The sequence below is a fragment of the Rhodococcus sp. NBC_00297 genome (genome assembly GCF_036173065.1).
Taxonomy (GTDB): Bacteria; Actinomycetota; Actinomycetes; order Mycobacteriales; family Mycobacteriaceae; genus Rhodococcoides.
On record NZ_CP108041.1, the window covers coordinates 2,755,788 to 2,772,953 of the forward strand.

Annotated in this window: 19 protein-coding genes and 1 pseudogene; 13 read left to right on the forward strand and 7 right to left on the reverse strand. The window is 68.7% G+C overall.

The annotated features are described in order from the left end of the window. Positions 1–5: 5 nt before the first annotated feature. Positions 6–386, reverse strand: coding sequence for a DUF1304 domain-containing protein (locus tag OG947_RS13150; protein WP_027506264.1), 381 nt, complete (start codon positions 384–386; stop codon positions 6–8). A 205-nt stretch (positions 387–591) separates the two neighbouring features. On the opposite strand from OG947_RS13150, the gene OG947_RS13155 reads away from it, so the two are divergent. Beyond that, positions 592–921: a hypothetical protein gene (locus OG947_RS13155; protein WP_155957051.1), complete on the forward strand. Its 330-nt coding sequence runs from the start codon at positions 592–594 to the stop codon at positions 919–921. Positions 922–944: 23 nt separating this feature from the next. Here the strand turns inward: OG947_RS13155 and OG947_RS13160 are convergent, their stop codons facing one another. After that, positions 945–1,355 (reverse strand): DUF5997 family protein, encoded by a 411-nt coding sequence (locus OG947_RS13160; protein WP_056441446.1) that lies wholly within the window; start codon positions 1,353–1,355, stop codon positions 945–947. 126 nt (positions 1,356–1,481) lie between these two features. Between OG947_RS13160 and OG947_RS13165 the strand changes: the two genes are divergently transcribed. From OG947_RS13165 to OG947_RS13180, 4 genes are read left to right on the forward strand one after another with little or no spacing between them, the layout of a single operon-like run. After that, a complete protein-coding gene (locus tag OG947_RS13165) occupies positions 1,482–2,408 on the forward strand; it encodes a LysR family transcriptional regulator (protein WP_328812036.1) in 927 nt (308 codons plus the stop codon). 38 nt (positions 2,409–2,446) lie between these two features. After that, positions 2,447–4,138 carry an FAD-dependent oxidoreductase gene (locus OG947_RS13170; protein WP_222638027.1) on the forward strand — a complete coding sequence of 564 codons (1,692 nt, stop codon included), beginning with the start codon at positions 2,447–2,449 and terminating at the stop codon, positions 4,136–4,138. A gap of 31 nt (positions 4,139–4,169) precedes the next feature. Continuing rightward, entirely contained in the window at positions 4,170–5,624 is a 1,455-nt protein-coding gene (locus tag OG947_RS13175) for an ATP-binding protein (protein ID WP_328812037.1), read from the forward strand. Next, positions 5,621–5,965 carry a UBP-type zinc finger domain-containing protein gene (locus tag OG947_RS13180; RefSeq protein ID WP_056441460.1) on the forward strand — a complete coding sequence of 115 codons (345 nt, stop codon included), beginning with the start codon at positions 5,621–5,623 and terminating at the stop codon, positions 5,963–5,965. The genes OG947_RS13175 and OG947_RS13180 overlap by 4 nt, the downstream gene beginning before the upstream one ends. A gap of 95 nt (positions 5,966–6,060) precedes the next feature. On the opposite strand, the gene OG947_RS13185 is transcribed toward OG947_RS13180, so the two are convergent. Further along, on the reverse strand, positions 6,061–6,231 hold the full coding sequence (locus OG947_RS13185; protein ID WP_328814090.1) for a hypothetical protein: 171 nt from the start codon (positions 6,229–6,231) through the stop codon (positions 6,061–6,063). On the opposite strand from OG947_RS13185, the gene OG947_RS13190 reads away from it, so the two are divergent. Genes OG947_RS13190 through OG947_RS13205 form a run of 4 tightly spaced genes read left to right on the forward strand, consistent with a single transcriptional unit; the run spans position 6,194 to position 9,230 of the window. After that, the gene (locus OG947_RS13190) at positions 6,194–6,616 is read left to right on the forward strand and encodes a DUF6764 family protein (RefSeq protein ID WP_328814020.1); all 423 of its coding nucleotides are present in this window, start codon (positions 6,194–6,196) and stop codon (positions 6,614–6,616) included. The genes OG947_RS13185 and OG947_RS13190 overlap by 38 nt on opposite strands. A gap of 5 nt (positions 6,617–6,621) precedes the next feature. After that, entirely contained in the window at positions 6,622–7,509 is an 888-nt protein-coding gene (locus OG947_RS13195; protein WP_328812038.1) for a DMT family transporter, read from the forward strand. A gap of 18 nt (positions 7,510–7,527) precedes the next feature. Continuing rightward, positions 7,528–8,322: an HAD-IIA family hydrolase gene (locus OG947_RS13200; RefSeq protein ID WP_027506272.1), complete on the forward strand. Its 795-nt coding sequence runs from the start codon at positions 7,528–7,530 to the stop codon at positions 8,320–8,322. Beyond that, complete coding sequence (locus tag OG947_RS13205; RefSeq protein ID WP_328812039.1) at positions 8,322–9,230, forward strand: serine/threonine-protein kinase; 909 nt, start codon at positions 8,322–8,324, stop codon at positions 9,228–9,230. Before OG947_RS13200 ends, OG947_RS13205 begins: the two co-directional genes overlap by 1 nt. Here OG947_RS13205 and OG947_RS13210 read toward each other — a convergent pair. Next, positions 9,227–10,679 (reverse strand): annotated as a pseudogene (locus OG947_RS13210) (amino acid permease). The gene OG947_RS13205 and the pseudogene OG947_RS13210 overlap by 4 nt on opposite strands. Before the next feature lie 403 nt (positions 10,680–11,082). Between OG947_RS13210 and groL the strand changes: the two are divergent. Together groL and OG947_RS13220 are read left to right on the forward strand one after the other, a co-directional pair. Continuing rightward, entirely contained in the window at positions 11,083–12,708 is a 1,626-nt protein-coding gene (gene groL, locus OG947_RS13215; protein WP_027506274.1) for a chaperonin GroEL, read from the forward strand. A 99-nt stretch (positions 12,709–12,807) separates the two neighbouring features. Continuing rightward, positions 12,808–13,299, forward strand: coding sequence for an alpha/beta hydrolase (locus OG947_RS13220; protein WP_328812040.1), 492 nt, complete (start codon positions 12,808–12,810; stop codon positions 13,297–13,299). A gap of 56 nt (positions 13,300–13,355) precedes the next feature. Here the strand turns inward: OG947_RS13220 and OG947_RS13225 are convergent, their stop codons facing one another. Then, the gene (locus OG947_RS13225; protein ID WP_328812041.1) at positions 13,356–14,201 is read right to left on the reverse strand and encodes a DUF559 domain-containing protein; all 846 of its coding nucleotides are present in this window, start codon (positions 14,199–14,201) and stop codon (positions 13,356–13,358) included. A gap of 172 nt (positions 14,202–14,373) precedes the next feature. Beyond that, complete coding sequence (locus OG947_RS13230) at positions 14,374–15,291, reverse strand: oxygenase MpaB family protein (RefSeq protein ID WP_328812042.1); 918 nt, start codon at positions 15,289–15,291, stop codon at positions 14,374–14,376. 53 nt (positions 15,292–15,344) lie between these two features. Between OG947_RS13230 and OG947_RS13235 the strand changes: the two genes are divergently transcribed. Then, a complete protein-coding gene (locus tag OG947_RS13235) occupies positions 15,345–15,923 on the forward strand; it encodes a TetR/AcrR family transcriptional regulator (protein ID WP_328812043.1) in 579 nt (192 codons plus the stop codon). 7 nt (positions 15,924–15,930) lie between these two features. Beyond that, positions 15,931–16,842, forward strand: coding sequence for an alpha/beta fold hydrolase (locus OG947_RS13240; protein WP_328812044.1), 912 nt, complete (start codon positions 15,931–15,933; stop codon positions 16,840–16,842). Here OG947_RS13240 and OG947_RS13245 read toward each other — a convergent pair. Continuing rightward, a complete protein-coding gene (locus OG947_RS13245) occupies positions 16,839–17,159 on the reverse strand; it encodes a putative quinol monooxygenase (protein WP_027506279.1) in 321 nt (106 codons plus the stop codon). The genes OG947_RS13240 and OG947_RS13245 overlap by 4 nt on opposite strands. Positions 17,160–17,166: the final 7 nt, after the last annotated feature.

Genomic DNA, 17,166 nt, shown 5'->3' on the forward strand with positions numbered 1-17,166 from the left:
GCGGCTCAGAGCGCGAGTGCGGTGGCCACGACGGCCAGTCCTGCCGGGACGATCTGCACGAGCGCGCCCTTCATCATCCGACGGTCGGTGCCGAGCAGAACACTGCCGGCGCCGACCATCGATCCCGCGGACACGAAGACCAGGACGGCGCCGACGGTGTGATTCCCCGCCGCCAGGTTCACCGCGCCGACCGCGGCACCCACCGCGAGGAACAGGTTGTAGAAGCCCTGGTTGAAGGCCCACCGCTCGACGACGTCGACGTGGGAGTCCTCCCGCACGCCGAAGACGTGACGGCCCTTGGTGCGGAAGACCAAGGACTCCAGAACGAAGATGTACACGTGGAGCGCGGCGGCGAGAGCGGCCAGAACAGCAGCGACGGCGGTCATGCCGGTCAGTATGCGCCGCACCTGCCACACGGCACGGGACCAGCACCAGTTGTGTTTTCTCACGAAGTTGTCACAGGAGCCCCGGGACCCTCGTCCGGCGCGTACGCTTCGGCCCACGGACGAGATGGTGTATCGCTCCACGATCCCGTTTCGTTACACACAGATTCGGCGTCGTGTCGACGCCCCTCGTGTCGGGGAGAACCACATGCACGACCTTCTGGCGCACCGCTCACACGCGGTCAACACCGGCCACACCGAGATGATCCGCGCGGTCTTCTGCGACGAGTTCGAGATCGGCGTGGACCAGGACGTCCTGACCACCATCTCGTGCGGCGACATCGGGCAGTGGGTGTCCGATCTGCGGTTCACCGGCCTGTTCCTGCCGGGTGAGATCGAGGCCATCGAGCGCCAGTGGAACACCGACCCCGCAGGTCTGGTCGCCGCGCTCATGGGCGGCATCGACGAGGTCGGGCGGCGCCGCTCGGCACATCAGGCTCCGCAGGTCGACGTGGTCGCCCAGCGCTTCGTCGGCTGACCCGGCTCGCCGGGCCGCGTCCGTCAGCGGTTCTTCGGGGGCCTGTTGGTCTGCGCCCGGCGCGCCTCTTCCTTCTCCTTCACGCGGACGGCCTCGCGCTGCACCTCCGCGTAGTTCTCGCGTTCGGCCTTCAGCCAGTCCGGTTCCTCGGCGGACAGCGCGTCGATCTCGGCCTGCGTCATCGAGTCGGACACGTCGTTGCGCGCCAGTGCGGTGTTGGTGACGCCGAGTTTGCGCGCCACGACGTCGCGGGGGAACGGCCCCGCCGTCCACAGATCGCTCAACCACTGCGGCGGGTTCTGGCGCAGAGCCTCGAGGTCGCCTCGCGTGATGGGCTGGGAGCGGAACTCCTCCGGCGCCGCCGGCAGGAAGATCCCGAGCTTGGCAGCAGCCGTCAGAGGCTTCATCGTCTGGGCGTTCAGGTCCTGGCTCACCGCGCCAGCGTAGCGCCCGCACGGCCGACCACGGCCGAGCGCAGCGGGAAGTCGGCCGAGCGCAGCGGGAAGTCGGCCGAGCGCAGCGGGAAGTCGGCCGAGCGCAGCGGGGACTACGCTGGCCCGGTGAACGATGCGACCGTCCTGCGCTGGTACATCGAGGTCGCCGAGACGCTCGCGTTCGGGCGCGCGGCGAAGGCGCTGAACATCTCCCGGCTCCGACTGAGTGCCGCGGTCAAGGAACTCCAGGACGAGGTCGGCGAACCCCTGTTCGTTCCGGGCGACGGGCCCACCGAACTCACCGAGGCCGGACGGGCTCTGCTCGACCGGGCCCGCGACATCGTGGCGGAGGACGATCGCCGCCGCGCCGAGGAGGCTGCGGCAGCGCCGGCGCGGCCGACGCTGCGGGTCGGTTTCGTTCCGGGAGTGACGGTCACGAAATGGACCCGGATCTGGGCGGATCGCCACCCCGGCACCGACCTGCAGACGGTCGTCGTCGAGGAGTCGGACCAGCTCCACGCGCTGCGGACGGGTGTGGTCGACATGTGCTTCGTGCGGGAGCCCGCCGAGCGGGAGGGGCTGCACTGCGTCCCGCTGTACTCCGAGGTCGCCGTCGTGGTGGTGCCCAAGGACCATCCGGCCGCGGCCTACGACGCCGTCACGCTCGGTGATCTCGAGGGCGAGTCGCTGCAGGACGGCTCCGACCGATCCGAGGCGACGCTGCCGACGACGCTCGAGATGGTGGCCGCAGGTGTCGGCCCGGTGCTCGTGCCGCACTCGTTGGCCCGACTGCACAGTCGCAAGGACCTGCTCTACCGGCCCGTCACCGACGCGGACCCCACTCGGATCTTCCTGGCCTGGCCCACATCGGTCGCCGCACCCGAGGAGGGAACACTCGACCTGCCGCAGGAGTTCCTGGGGGTGGTGCGCGGACGGGCCGCGCACAGTTCGCGTACCGAGTCCGAACGCGGGACACCGCCGAGGAAGAAGAAGAAGGCAGCTGCTCCGGGGCCGGCCGCCGAGCGAAGTCAGGCGCCCCGCCGACGACGCTGACATACTGTCGCCGTCGTGACGAGTGGAAAGGCGGGTTCGTGAGCGACCCAGCTCCCCGAAGTTCGGCCGGCGCGAGCAAGCCGGCCATCCTCACCGTGGACGACGATCCCGGGGTGTCCCGCGCCGTCGCCCGCGATCTGCGGCGCAAGTACGGCGAGAAGTACCGCATCATCCGGGCGGAGTCCGGCGAGTCCGCCCTGGAGGCGTTGCGAGAGATCGCGTTGCGCGGTGACCAGGTCGCGGTATTGCTCGCGGACTACCGCATGCCGTCGATGAGCGGTCTCGAGTTCCTCGAGCAGGCCATGGACATCTTCCCGTTCGCGCGCCGCGTGCTCCTCACGGCGTACGCGGACACCGACGCCGCCATCGAGGCGATCAATGTCGTCGACCTCGACTACTACCTGCTCAAGCCGTGGGATCCGCCGGAGGAGAAGCTGTACCCGGTGGTGGACACGCTGCTCGACGCGTGGCACGCCGCCGACATCCGGCCCATCCTGGAGACCAAGATCATCGCGGGTCGGTGGGCGTCTCGATCGTCGGAGATGCGCGAGTTCCTCGCCCGCAACAGGCTGCCGTACCGGTGGTTCCTCGCGGACGAGCCCGAGGGAGCGCGTCTGTTGGCGGCGGCGGGTCACGACGATCGCACGCTGCCGGTGGTGGTGTGCGCGGACGGGTCGTGTCTGCTCGACCCCACCGACACCGAGTTGGCCGAGTACTTCGGTCTGGGCACCACGCCGACGGAGGACTTCTACGACCTCGTCGTCGTGGGCGGCGGGCCCGCCGGCCTGGGCGCGGCCGTCTACGGCGCGTCCGAGGGTCTCCGGACGGTCCTCGTCGAGCGCACCGCGACGGGTGGGCAGGCGGGCCAGAGCTCGCGCATCGAGAACTACCTCGGTTTCCCGGACGGGGTGTCCGGCGCACAGCTGGCCGAGCGTGCACGTCGGCAGGCCGAGAAGTTCGGCGCCGAACTCGTCACCACCCGCGAGGTCGCGGGTGTCGAGGTCGACGGGCCGGCGCGCGTGGTGCGTCTGACCGACGGCAGTGCGATCGCCGCGCACTCGATCATCCTCGCCACGGGTGTCTCCTACCGACGGCATCCGGCGCCGGGGGTCGACGAGTTCGCCGGTCGCGGCGTCTTCTACGGCTCCGCGGTCACCGAGGCGGTCGGCTGTACCGATCAGGACGTGTACATCGTGGGCGGCGCGAACTCCGCCGGTCAGGCAGCGATGTACCTGTCGAAGTGGGCGCGGTCGGTGACCATCGTGGTGCGCGCCGAGTCGCTGGAAGCCTCCATGTCGTACTACCTCGTGCAGCAGATCGAGAAGAACCCCGTCATCTCCGTCCGCCCCTGCACCGAGGTGACCGCCGCGCACGGCGACGGCCACCTCGAACAGATCACCCTGCGCGACAGGGTCTCCGGCGACGAGGAGACCGTCGACACGGGCTACCTGTTCCTCTTCATCGGGGCGGCGCCGCGGACCGAGTGGCTGGACGGCGTGGTGGTGCGCGACCGCCACGGCTTCGTCGTCTCGGGTCAGGACCTCACGGTCGACGGGGCCCGCCCTCCGGGCTGGTCGGTCGACCGCGCACCGCACCATCTCGAGACCAGCGTGCCCGGCATCTTCGCGGCGGGCGACGTGCGCGCGGACTCCGCCAAGCGCGTCGCGTCGGCCGTCGGTGAGGGTGCGATGGCCGTCATGCTCGTCCACCGCTATCTCGCCCAACCCTGACCACCGCACGCGTCCCGGAAGCTGGATCATCATGACCGAACTCGACTGCAGCACCGAGGAACTGAAGACGCTGTTCCTCTTCGAGTCGCTCGACGACGAGCAGCTCGAGCAACTGTGTGCCAACGGGCACGTGGAGATGATCGAGGCCGGTCCCGTGTTCGCGGAGGGCGACGACGCCACGTGCTTCTACGTGCTCCTCGACGGGGAACTGGTGCTGACCAAGATGTCCGGCGGCGAGAAGATCGAGGTGAACCGCACGTCGTCGCGGGGCGTCTACGCGGGTGCGTGGCAGGCGTACCTCGGGGACCGCGCCCCGCAGAAGTACATGTCGGGTATGGACGTGACGCGTCCGTCCCGGTTCTTCGTGCTCGACGCCGAGCGGTTCGGGGACTTGGTTCGAGAGTGGTTCCCCATGGCGGTCCACATGCTCGAAGGACTGTTCTTCGGTCAGCAGAGCAGCAAGCAGGTCATCGACCAGCGGGAGCGGTTGCTGGCGCTGGGGTCGCTGTCGGCCGGTCTGACACACGAGCTGAACAACCCGGCCGCCGCGGCGGTCCGTGCGACGGCGGCGCTGCGGGACCGGGTGTCGCATATGCGCCGCAAACTCGGCGTCATCGCGTCGGGCGTCTACGACACCGACTCCCTGACGGGTCTGATCCGCCTGCAGGACGAGGCCGCCGAACTGGTGGGCAAGGCGCCGGAGCTCACTCCCATGGAGGCCTCCGACCGGGAGGACGCGCTGGGGGAGTGGTTCGAGGACCACGGCATCTCCGACGGGTGGAATCTCGCCCCGACCTTCGTGCAGGCCGGCATCGAGGCCGACTGGCTCGAGCGCGTCGCCGCGGACACGGGGGCGGAGCTTCTCGAGAGCACGATCCGCTGGCTGAACTACACCATCGAGACCGAACTGCTCATGAACGAGATCTCCGATTCCACCACACGGGTGTCGACGCTGGTCAACGCCGCGAAGCAGTACTCGCAGATGGACCGTGCGCCGTTCCAGAAGGTGGATCTGCGGGTCCTCCTCAAGAGCACCCTGGTGATGCTCGGTCGCAAGATCGGCGACGACATCACGGTGGTCAAGGACTTCGACCCGGCGCTGCCTCCCGTCGCGGCGTACGCCGCGGAGCTCAACCAGGTGTGGACCAACCTCATCGACAACGCCGTACAGGCCATGGACGGCCACGGAACGCTCACTCTGCGCACGGCGCGGGAGAACGACACGGCCCTCATCGAGATCGGGGACACCGGCCCGGGGGTTCCGGAGGCGATCCGGTCCCGCATCTTCGAACCGTTCTTCACCACCAAGCCTGTGGGCGAGGGCACCGGTCTGGGCCTCGACATCTCGTGGCGGATCGTGGTGAAGAAGCACGGCGGCGACCTACGGTTGCTGTCGGAGCCGGGAGACACCCGGTTCCAGGTACGAATACCGATCGACGGCCCGGCCGGGGCGCCGATGCCGACCGCAGAGGAGGAAGTCGGATGAGCACGAACGGAATCGACACCGCGGTACCGCCCAGCGGCACGGGCTGCGTGGAGTGCGACGCCACCGACGGGTGGTGGGTGCACCTGCGTCGGTGCGCTCAGTGCGGCCACGTCGGATGCTGTGACTCCTCACCGTCGCAGCACGCGAGTGCCCATGCCGCGACCAGCGGTCATCCCGTCGTGCAGTCGTTCGAACCCGGGGAGACGTGGTTCTGGAACTACGTCACCGAGGAGGGCTTCGACGGTCCCGAACTCGCTGCGCCGCAGCATCATCCGATGGACCAGACGGTGCCCGGACCGTCGTCTCGGGTCCCCTGGGACTGGCAGCGCCACGTCCGCTGAACCCAACATCGAATCGTTATGGAGTTACCCGCCGGTAGGGACGAGCGGGCGGTAAGGTCTGCGGTGCATTGCACGATGCATTCTCTCGCACAGCCTCAGGAGCCGTCCGTGTCGTTCATCCCCACCTCGTCCTTCTTCTCCAACGCCACGTGCTCGGATCGAAGTTCCTCTTGTGCAACGCGATTCGGCGCAGCCGTCGCGGTCGGCGCCACCATCGCCGCAGGGGCGATCCTCGGTACCGGGGTGGCGTCCGCGGCTCCGGTCACCTGCGTGTCCCCGCCCGCGGCCAACGACATCCAGGTGAGCGACACGGCCAGCTGCGGAGCCAAGGCCACCGGCGCCGGCGTCGCCACGTCGTCGGCGTCCGAGAGCGGTACCGCGGTCAGCGTCGCCGACGGCGGGCGCTCGACGTCGAACGCCACCGGCTTCGGCACCGCGCTGAGTGCCGTTCTGGGAGCGGGTACCTCGTACTCGTACTCCCTCGGTGGCGGCATCTCGCAGTCCTTCGCCACGAACGGAGCCACCTCCGTCGCCATCGCCGGGTACGGCGGCGGCGCGACGGCCAGCACGGTCACGGGCGTGAACTGCGCCGGTCTCAACTCCTTCGCTCTCGACCTCTCCACCGGGCGGTCCTGCATCGCCGGTCTGTAACCGTCGTGAACGCCACCGTCCTGGCGGTGCTCTGCGCCGTCGGGGCGGCGGTGTGCATCGCTGTCGGTACCGTCGTCCGCCAGCGGTCGGCGGCGTCGATTCCCGACGAGTCCGTCGGTCGGCTGGGACCCATCACCACGCTGATCCGCGAGCCGCTGTGGTGGATCGGCACGGTCGTCGGCATCGGCGGCTACGGCCTGCAGGCGGCGGCGTTGGGGCTCGGATCCCTTCTCCTGGTGCAGCCGCTCCTCGTGTTGTCCCTGCTGTTCGCGCTGCCGCTGGGTGCTCGGTTCTCCGGCCGCACCGTGTCGGCGAAGGACTGGCTGTGGGCTGCCGCGCTGACGGCGGCCATCGCGGTCCTCGTCGTCGTGGGCGATCCGCGGCCCGGCGTGGAACGCGCCGAGACGCGGCACTGGGTCGTCGTTCTCTGCGTCGGAATCCCGTTCGTTCTCGCCTGTGTTCTCGGCGCGCGCAGCGGCTCCCGGTCCCGGCGCGCCCTGCTGCTGGGACTGGCCGGCGGTGCGCTGTTCGGCGTCGCGGCCGTGCTGACGAAGAGTGTCGTCCACCTCGCCGGACGCGGACCGCAGCCGCTGCTAACCTCGTTCGAGCCGTACGCGCTCGTGGCCGTGGCCGTGGTCGCGATCTCGCTGCAGCAGTCGGCCTTCCAGGTGGGTGCGTTGCAGGCCTCGCTGCCCGCGACGACCGTGATGGAACCGATGGTCGCGTCGCTGCTGGGATTCGTCGTGCTGGGCGAGTACCTCGACGCCGATCGTGAGGTCACGGTGGTGCTGGTCGTCGCCCTGATTCTCGTGGTGGTCTCGGCGGTGGCCCTGGCCCGGTCCGCGGGCGCGGCCGAGAAAGTCGAACCCGCCCATCCTGCCCCGAACCCGTAGCGGCACTAGGCTCGTCGCATGAGTCCGATCGGTGGGGTGCTGTTCGACATCGACGGTGTGCTCATGACCAGTTGGCGTCCCGTGCCCGGGGCCGCGGAGACGGTGAGCACGCTGCGCAGCAACGACGTGGCGTGCGCGTTCCTGACCAACACCACGTCGAAGACGCGGGAGCAGATCTCCGACGCGCTCACCGATGCGGGCATCGAGGTGCACGCCGACGAGATCGTCACCGCGGCCACTCTCACCGCCGACCACCTGCGGACGCGGTACCCCGGTGCGCGGTGCGTCCTCCTCAACAGCGGCCGGATCGCCGACGATCTGCCCGGCGTGGAGTGGGTCGACAGCGATCCGGACGTGGTGGTGCTCGGCGGCGCCGGCGAGCAGTTCACTCACGAGGCGCTCAGCCGGGTCTACGACTGGATGTGTCAGGGCGTGCCCGTCGTCGCGATGCACCGCAGCCTCATGTGGACCACGGCCGAGGGGCTGCGCATCGACACGGGCATGTATCTGACGGGCATGGAATCGGCGTCCGGCCGCACGGCGACGGCCGTCGGCAAGCCGGCGCCGCTCGGTTTTCAGACGTCGGCGGAACGCATGGGCGTCGATCCGGACCTGGTGGTGATGGTCGGGGACGATCTCGACAACGACGTGCTCGCCGCCCAGGTCGTCGGCATGCGCGGCATGTTGGTCCGCACGGGCAAGTTCCGTCAGGAACGCCTCGACCGGCACGCACGCGACCAGTACGCGATGCAACCGGCGTTCGTCGTCGACTCCGTCGCGGACCTGCCGGCGGTGCTGGAGATCGGTCGGTAGTGGTCCTGCGGCCGGGATCCGAGTTCGCGGGGTTCCGCGTCGAGAGACTGCTCGGTCACGGCGGCACCGCCGAGGTGTATCTCGCCCGACGTGGATCGGCACCGCCGGAGACCCTGAAGATCCTGCGTGCGGACGCCCCGCGGGACGCGTTCGCGGCCGAGGTGCGGATCGGGGCCCTGCTGCAGCACCCGAACATCGTCGCGGCGCACGATCACGGCGAGTTCCGCGGGCGGCCGTGGATGTCGATGTCGCACGTCGACGGGTACAGCGCCGCCCGCCTCGTCGCGCGCGGACAGATCCCACTCGACGCCCACCGAGCCGCCCGCATCGTCGACGGCGTGGCGAGAGCCCTCGATCACGCGCACGGGCTCGGGATCGTCCACCGGGACGTCAAGCCGGCCAACATCTTGCTCGCGAGTGTCGCCGATGCGGACACCAGGGAGCAGGTTCTGCTGTCCGACTGGGGAATCGCGCGGTCGACGTCCTCGCCGACACCGCTGGTGTCGGACGACGGGACGGTGCTGACGTCGATCGGCTACGCGGCACCCGAACTGCTGCGGGGCGGCACGCTCACCGCCCGCACCGACATCTACGCGCTCGGTGCCACCCTCGTCGAACTGCTCACGGGACGGCCGCCGTTCCCGCTGGCCACTCCGTTCGCCGTCATGGACGCCCAGCTGAGGCGGACCCCGCCGTCCGTCAGCTCGCGTCGGGCCGACCTGCCGACCCGCCTCGACGCCGTCGTGCAGCGCGCGCTGGCCAAGGAGCCGGCGGACCGGTTCGCGTCGTGCCACGACCTGAGCGTGGCGGTGGCGCGGGCCCTGAGGGACCACACGCCACCTGAGCCCGGCCGGCCTCCGGCCTCCCCGCCACCTGTGCCCGGTCGGCCCTGGTACCGACGTCGCTAGTCGCTCGGCGTCTCGGGATCCGTCGGCCGGTTCGCGACGACGGGGTACTTGCCCGTGTAGCCCATCCGCTCCTCGGCGACGCTGAGGACGCGGGCCCGGACGAGGAACCAGCCGCCGATGAGCATCGGCACGATGACGACGAGTGTGGCGACGGTCCACGTCCCGATCGGCGCGTCGAGCGCCATGAGCACCAGCACCGCAGCGAGGAACGCGAGCGTCGCGTAGCTCGTGTACGGCGCCCCGAAGAGCCGGAACGACGGCCGTTCGAGGATGCCCTTGCGGCTCCACCGGTAGAGCTGCAGCTGGCAGAGCACGATGGTCGCCCACGAGGCGATGATGCCGAGGGCCGACATGTTGAGCACGATCTCGAACGCCTCGCCGGGTTTGAACGCGTTGAGCGCCACGCCGAGCAGTGTCAGGGCGCCGGTGAGCAGGATGCCGCCGTAGGGGACACCGTTCCGGCTCATCCGCGCCGTGAACGACGGCGCGCTGCCGTTCATCGCCATCGACCGCAGGATGCGGCCCGTGGAGTACAGCCCGGCGTTGAGGCTGGACAGCGCCGCGGTGACCACGACGATGTTCATGATCGTGCCGGCGCCGTCGACGCCGATGCGGGAGAAGAACGTGACGAAGGGGCTCTCCCCGGCCCGGTAGGTGGTGTACGGCAACAGCAGCGCCAGCAGGATCAGCGATCCCACGTAGAACACCGCGATGCGGAAGATGACGGAGTTGATGGCCCGCGGCATCACCTTCGCCGGGTTCTCGGTCTCTCCGGCCGCGGTCCCGACCAGCTCGACGGCCGCGTAGGCGAAGACGACACCTGACGTGACGATGACCAGCGGCCACGCCCCGGTGGGGAAGAGGCCGCCGTTGCCCGAGATGACGCCGAAGCCGGTCGACTGGCCGTCGACGTCGAAACGACCGGCGAGGAAGACGGTGCCCACGACCAGGAAGGTCACCAGCGCCGCGACCTTGATCATGGCCGCCCAGAACTCCATCTCGCCGAACCACTTCACCGACACCAGGTTCACGGCGAGCACGATGGCCAGTGCGATCAGGGCGATGGTCCATTGCGGGATGCCCTTGAAGGCGCCCCAGTAGTGCATGTACGTCGCGACGGCCGTGACGTCGACGATCGCCGTCATCGCCCAGTTGAGGAAGTACATCCACCCGGCCGCGTAGGCGGCCTTCTCGCCGTAGAACTCGCGGGCGTAGGAGACGAACGATCCGGAGGACGGGCGGTGGAGCACCAGCTCGCCGAGCGCTCGGAGGATGAAGAAGACGAAGACGCCGCAGACGGCGTAGATGATGAACAGGCCCGGGCCCGCGGACTCGAGGCGGCCGCCCGCGCCGAGGAACAGGCCGGTGCCGATCGCGCCGGCCGATGGCGATCATCTGCAGTTGCCGAGGCTTCAGGCCCTTGTCGTAGCCCTCCTCCTCGTGTGCCATCGCCGAGTTGTCGTAACCGGTGTCGACTGCATCGGACACGATGTGGTCCTTTCGTCCGCAGGGGTGGGCGGGTGTATATGTCCGATTCGCGTGGATTCTGTTGTGGCGCGCGACAACTGGTCGCGTCACACATTCTTCTCACGCGTGAGTCGGTCGTCGTTCCGGCACGTGAACACCGTGTGAATCGCGACCACTCGACGACGACCTTGCACTCGACCACCTCGACTGCTAGAAATCTGGTTGGCACTCGCGTACTGTGAGTGCCAGGTCGAAGAGGTGAGATCGGGAATCATCGACACCCCTGGTCGTCCGTCGCGGGCACCGACTCGGCCGGATGTGGAAAGGGAGCGACCCACCCGTGGTCGCTTCGTGTGTCACCCCCAATCCGGAGGATCACTTCGCAATGGCCAAGATCATCGCGTTCGACGAAGAGGCACGCCGTGGCCTCGAACGGGGCTTGAACAGCCTCGCCGACGCAGTCAAGGTGACGTTGGGCCCCAAGGGTCGCAACGTCGTACTCGAGAAGAAGTGGGGCGCCCCCACGATCACCAACGATGGTGTGTCCATCGCCAAGGAGATCGAGCTGGAGGACCCGTACGAGAAGATCGGCGCAGAGCTGGTCAAAGAGGTCGCCAAGAAGACCGACGACGTCGCAGGTGACGGCACCACCACCGCGACCGTTCTCGCTCAGGCACTCGTCCGCGAAGGCCTGCGCAACGTCGCAGCCGGCGCGAACCCGCTCGGCCTCAAGCGCGGCATCGAGGCAGCCGTCGCCGCTGTCACCGAGTCCCTGCTGAAGTCCGCCAAGGAGATCGACACCAAGGAGCAGATCGCTGCGACCGCTGGTATCTCCGCAGGCGACGCGTCCATCGGCGAGCTCATCGCCGAGGCCATGGACAAGGTCGGCAAGGAAGGCGTCATCACGGTCGAGGAGTCCAACACCTTCGGCCTGCAGCTCGAGCTCACCGAGGGCATGCGCTTCGACAAGGGCTACATCTCGGGATACTTCGTCACCGACGCCGAGCGTCAGGAAGCCGTCCTCGAGGACGCGTACATCCTGCTCGTCAGCTCGAAGGTCTCCACCGTCAAGGACCTGCTGCCCCTGCTGGAGAAGGTCATCCAGTCCGGCAAGCCGCTCCTGATCATCGCCGAGGACGTCGAGGGCGAAGCGCTCTCCACCCTCGTCGTGAACAAGATCCGCGGCACCTTCAAGTCCGTCGCCGTCAAGGCACCGGGCTTCGGTGACCGTCGCAAGGCGCAGCTCGCCGACATCGCCATCCTCACCGGTGGCGAGGTCATCAGCGAAGAGGTCGGCCTCTCCCTCGAGGGTGCCGGACTCGAGCTGCTCGGCCAGGCTCGCAAGGTCGTCGTGACCAAGGACGAGACCACCATCATCGAGGGCTCCGGCGACGCCGACGCCATCGCGGGTCGTGTCTCGCAGATCCGCTCCGAGATCGAGAACTCCGACTCGGACTACGACCGTGAGAAGCTGCAGGAGCGCCTGGCCAAGCTGGCCGGTGGCGTTGCAGTCATCAAGGCCGGTGCCGCCACCGAGGTCGAGCTCAAGGAGCGCAAGCACCGCATCGAAGATGCCGTGCGCAACGCCAAGGCAGCAGTCGAGGAGGGCATCGTCGCCGGTGGTGGCGTCGCGCTGCTGCAGTCGGCTCCCGCACTCGAGAACCTCAACCTCACGGGCGACGAGGCCACCGGCGCGAACATCGTTCGCGTCGCCCTCGAGGCACCGCTGAAGCAGATCGCGTTCAACGCCGGCCTCGAGCCCGGCGTCGTCGCGGAGAAGGTGCGCAACCTCCCCCTCGGCCACGGCCTCAACGCCGCGACCAACGAGTACGAGGACCTGCTCGCCGCCGGCATCAACGACCCGGTCAAGGTCACCCGCTCGGCACTGCAGAACGCAGCGTCGATCGCGGCTCTGTTCCTCACCACCGAGGCCGTCGTCGCCGACAAGCCGGAGAAGGCCGGAGCGCCCGCGGGCGATCCGACCGGCGGCATGGGCGGCATGGACTTCTGAGTCCCGCTCCCTGATCGCACGAGAGCCGGTCACCCTCACGGGTGGCCGGCTCTCGGCGTTCCGCGGTGAGTTCCGGCGCCCCGTCGAGTCGGTATCGGTATGACGAGACTCCTGTTCGTCCACGGCGCCGGCGGCGAGGACGACGACGAGCCGATGGCGGAGGAGTTCGGCGCGCTGCTCGGCGCGACGGTCGACATGCCCCGCATCCCGAGCGACGACATGAGCGTCGAGGCGTGGGCAGGACCGATACGCCGCAGCCTCGAGGCGAGGCCCGACGTCGTGATCGCCCACTCCTTCGGCGCCACCGTCCTGCTGCACGTGCTCGCCTCGCTCCGGGTTCCCGCCGCCACGTTGCTCGCGATGCCCGACTGGAGTGCCGCGGGCTGGGACGTCCACCAGTACGAGTGGCCGACCGTCCCGCCGGAGGTCTCCCTGACGCTGCACCACTGCCGCGACGACGACGTGGTGCCGTTCGCGCACCTGGCACTGGCCTCCGCGCGGCTCCCGGGCGCTCGGGTGGTCGAGCACCAGCGGGGTGGGCACCAGTTCGAGGGGGCGCTCGGGGAGGTGGCGGCCTCGCTGCACGTGTAGGCACCCGATCGTCGGTAATTCTGCGAAACGGCAGATTCGGGTGCGATCGGGTGCAGTCACGTGCGTCGTCGAGCCAAGGATCGTCGACGGCGCACGGTGGCGACTATCTCGTCCGCGACAGCGTCGACGTGTGCGGACACGGTCGCTGCGGAATATCGCAGCACCATCCATTCGTCCAGTACCAGTGCGTTCTGTCGGCGACGATCGCTGGTGAAGACGTCTACAGCCGTGTGGAACTCACGCCCATCGATCTCCACCACCACGCGCCCGCGCCGGTCCACCAGATCTCCGTAGTACGGGCCGACCTTGCCATTGATCTCCATGTCGAGGTTCCGGGCGGTGAGCGCCCTGGCAACTCTGCGCTCGGGTTCGGACAACGTGTTCGGGCATGCTCGCCGCAACTGGTCACGCAGCAGACGCATGCCGGTCATCCCCTTCGCCTCGTCGCACAGCTGAGCCAGGGAACGCCAGCTCACCGCCCGTGACAGCGCCCTGTCGATCACCTTCTCGAACTGCGGCCGGGTCAACGTGCCGGCGACGTCGAGGATCGCGTGTTCGAGGGACACGACAGGTATGTCCCCCAACCATCTGACGTTCGTCAGGGTTCGACGATGCAACCTCACCCAGGCGGGACCCCTCGTGGTGCCGGTCCTCGGAACAGTCGCGTGCACCAGGGCCGGCTCCTCGGGGAGAAGGTCCCACATCCACGCCGCGGTGTCGTGGCTGAACACTGCGTCGGGCTTCCAGAGCCTCACTGCCTCGCAACGTGTGGTGTACGTAGGCACTTCCGACGAGTAGACACCGGGAAGCACCCGGTGGAGAGCGCCGCGTGCGGCCCGCCGGCTCACCGTCGAGCCGTCGATTCCGCCGGCGATGAGCTGGTGCCAGGTGAATACGTCCATCGCAACAGTGTCGCGACGCCCGTAGTGGCGGTAGTCCAACTAGGAGGTGCCCCTGTGGACTACCGATCGCTCATCAAGAGCCCTCCAGCGGCTGTTGCATCTGGAGCCACATTATGGTGCCGGAATCTGCCATTCCGCCGATTCGTCCGCGATCGGGTGCACTTACGTGCAATCAGCGGCCGGGTACGTAATGCCGGGGGTTGTCCCGACGCCCGAGAGGCGGCAGGTTGCGGTCGGGGGTCTCCGCGAGCGGCGAGTTCGCGGGCTGCCGACCGGCAGCAATGTCGACGCCGGCTCGGGCCCGGGGATGCATACGCCGGCGCGCCGGGACCATGCGGAAGGCGAGGTTCACCAGCGTGCCGACACGGCGAAGCCACCGCTCGTCCCTGTCGGTCCAGGTGTAGCCCAGGAGATCTCGGACCGCCGGGTCGTAGAGGCCGACAGTTATCCGCACCGCGGACTTCTCGATGCCGGGGAGCAGAAGGGCCCACATTCGCTGGGGCAACAATGGGAGGAAGGGCGGGCGGGGGAGGGCCGACATGTCGAGCACCGAGCGTGCGGCGGCGGTGTCCTCGAGGACCTCGCGGCACATGTGGTCCCAGTAGTGCTGGAAGTCGGCCCAGGTCTCGGGAACCGGGCGCATGCTCATGCCGTACAGGGAGTACCACTGCCGGTGTTCGACGAACAGTTGCTCACGCTCGGCCTCGCTGATCCCGCCCATGAAGTAATCGGCGGTGAGCATCGTGCCGACGAAGAACGTGGCGTGCGCCCAGTAGAAGACATCGGGATCGAGGGCGTGGTACGGCTTCCCGTGGGCATCGAGACCGCTGATGTCTCTGTGGTAGTTACGGATTCGAGCGCCGGTGTTCGCGGCACGGTCGCCGTCGAAGACCACGCCCCCGATGGGGTACAGCGACCGCATCACGCGCTGCCATCGCTCGGACTCGAACGTCGAGTGCTCGGTCACGGCAGCGCCGAGGGCGGGATGCATGTTCTGCATGGAGCCGGCCCAGGGCCCCTGCAGCATGCCGCGCCAGTCCCCGAAGTATCGCCAGGTGAGTGACTCCGGCCCCAACGGCTGACTACGCATGTTGTCACCGTAGGGTCCTGGGTGGACGGTCGTCAACAGTGAGGTGTCGCAACGTGACCACGCTCGAGGCGCGGCGGGAGCAGCGGCGCGCAACCTTGCTGGCGGTCGGGGTGGAACTTCTCGGCTCGGTCGGTCGGCCCGCCGTCACCGTGCGCTCGGTGTGTTCGCGCGCGTCGCTCACCGAACGCTACTTCTACGAGAACTTCACCGATCGGGACACGTTCGTGCGCACCGTCTATCGCGAGGTCGCCGAGGGTGCGCGCGAGGCACTGGTCACGGCCGTGGGTCAGGCCCGTCGCCCGGACGAGCGCGCCCGCCGCGCCGTCACGGCATTCGTGGAGTTGATGATCGACGAACCGGCTCGTGGCCGAGTGCTTCTGACAGCGACGTTCGTGGATCCTGCCTTGAGCACGCTGGGCATGACGACGATGCCCGTCTTCGTGTCGGTGGTGGGCGAGCAGCTCGAGTCCGACGAGGTGGACAGGCAGTTGACGGCGACCGGCGTCGTGGGGGCGCTCACGGCTCTGTTCACGATGTACCTCGACGGCGGAATCGAGGTCGATCGGCAGCGGTTCGTCGACCACTGCATCGGTGTGGTTACCTCCGCCGGCCGCAGTGGTCGACGGGCATGATGGATCCATGGCACCAGTGATCAGCACCGTCAGGGCCGGGGTTCTCGACGTCGCCTACGAGCGCTACGGCGATCCGGCGGGGCGGGCTGTGGTGCTGCTGCACGGCTTCCCGTACGACACCCGGTCCTACGACGACGTCGCCCGACTGCTGGCCGACACGGGTTCAGACGTGGTGGTGCCGTACCTGCGCGGCTTCGGGCCCACGCGGTTCGTCGAGGACTCCACGATGCGGTCGGGAGAGCAGGCCGCGTTGGCGCACGATCTGCACGACCTCATCGGGGCGATGGCACTCGACCGTCCGATCGTCGCCGGCTACGACTGGGGTGGCCGCGCGGCGTGCGCGGTGGCGGCGCTGTGGCCCGAGTCGGTGTCGGGTCTGGTCAGCGTGTCCGGCTACCTGGTGCAGGACATCGAGGCTGCCGTGACGACGCCGGCACCGCCGCACCTCGAGAAGCGGTACTGGTACCAGTACTACCTGCACTCGGAGCGCGGCCGCGCCGGCCTCGCTGCCTACCGCGCCGAGATCGCGCAGACGTTGTGGACCGACTGGTCGCCGACGTGGCGGTTCGGAGACTCCGAATTCGCCGCCACCGCAGCATCGTTCGACAACCCGGACTTCGTCGACGTCGCGGTGCACTCGTATCGACACCGGTACGGACTCGCGGCGGGGGACCCGCGGTACGCGGCCACGCAGGACGCGCTCGCCGGGCAGCCGTCGATCACGGTGCCGACCGTCGTCCTCGATCCGACGGAGGACACGGTCGCCGCCCTGTACGGATCGCCCGACCACGGCGCGCACTTCACGGATCTCGTCGACGTGCGTGCGGTCGACGCCGGCCACAACCCGCCGCAGGAACTGCCGGGGGTGTTCGCCGACGCCGTCCGCACGCTCGCCGAGATCGTGGACGCGCGGAACTAGACCGCGAGTTCGCCGAGCTCCGACCAGTCGGTGCCCTCCACCTCGGTGCTGACGATCTTCGGAGTCTCCTGCAGGTACGGCGGGAGATCCTTCTGCGCCTGCTTGAAGTGGTCCGACTGCACGTGTGTCGCACCGGCATCCGGGTCGCGGAAGGCCTCGACGAGGACGTACTCGGTGGGATCGTCGAGTGTGCGCGACCAGAAGTACCAGAGGCATCCCTCCTCCGCCTGGCAGGCCTCGGTGAAGGCTCGCGAGATCTCGGGCCAGTCGTCCGCGTGCTCTGCCTTCACTCGGAACTTGGCGGTGATGAAGATCAAGGGGTGC

Coding starts and splice junctions, on each gene's coding strand:
- OG947_RS13155 (WP_155957051.1), top strand. CDS start 592: ATGCACGACCTTCTGGCGCACCGCTCACACGCGGTCAACACCGGCCAC.
- OG947_RS13220 (WP_328812040.1), top strand. CDS start 12,808: ATGACGAGACTCCTGTTCGTCCACGGCGCCGGCGGCGAGGACGACGAC.
- groL (WP_027506274.1), top strand. CDS start 11,083: ATGGCCAAGATCATCGCGTTCGACGAAGAGGCACGCCGTGGCCTCGAA.
- OG947_RS13175 (WP_328812037.1), top strand. CDS start 4,170: ATGACCGAACTCGACTGCAGCACCGAGGAACTGAAGACGCTGTTCCTC.
- OG947_RS13200 (WP_027506272.1), top strand. CDS start 7,528: ATGAGTCCGATCGGTGGGGTGCTGTTCGACATCGACGGTGTGCTCATG.
- OG947_RS13225 (WP_328812041.1), bottom strand. CDS start 14,201: ATGGACGTATTCACCTGGCACCAGCTCATCGCCGGCGGAATCGACGGC.
- OG947_RS13150 (WP_027506264.1), bottom strand. CDS start 386: ATGACCGCCGTCGCTGCTGTTCTGGCCGCTCTCGCCGCCGCGCTCCAC.
- OG947_RS13180 (WP_056441460.1), top strand. CDS start 5,621: ATGAGCACGAACGGAATCGACACCGCGGTACCGCCCAGCGGCACGGGC.
- OG947_RS13230 (WP_328812042.1), bottom strand. CDS start 15,291: ATGCGTAGTCAGCCGTTGGGGCCGGAGTCACTCACCTGGCGATACTTC.
- OG947_RS13240 (WP_328812044.1), top strand. CDS start 15,931: ATGGCACCAGTGATCAGCACCGTCAGGGCCGGGGTTCTCGACGTCGCC.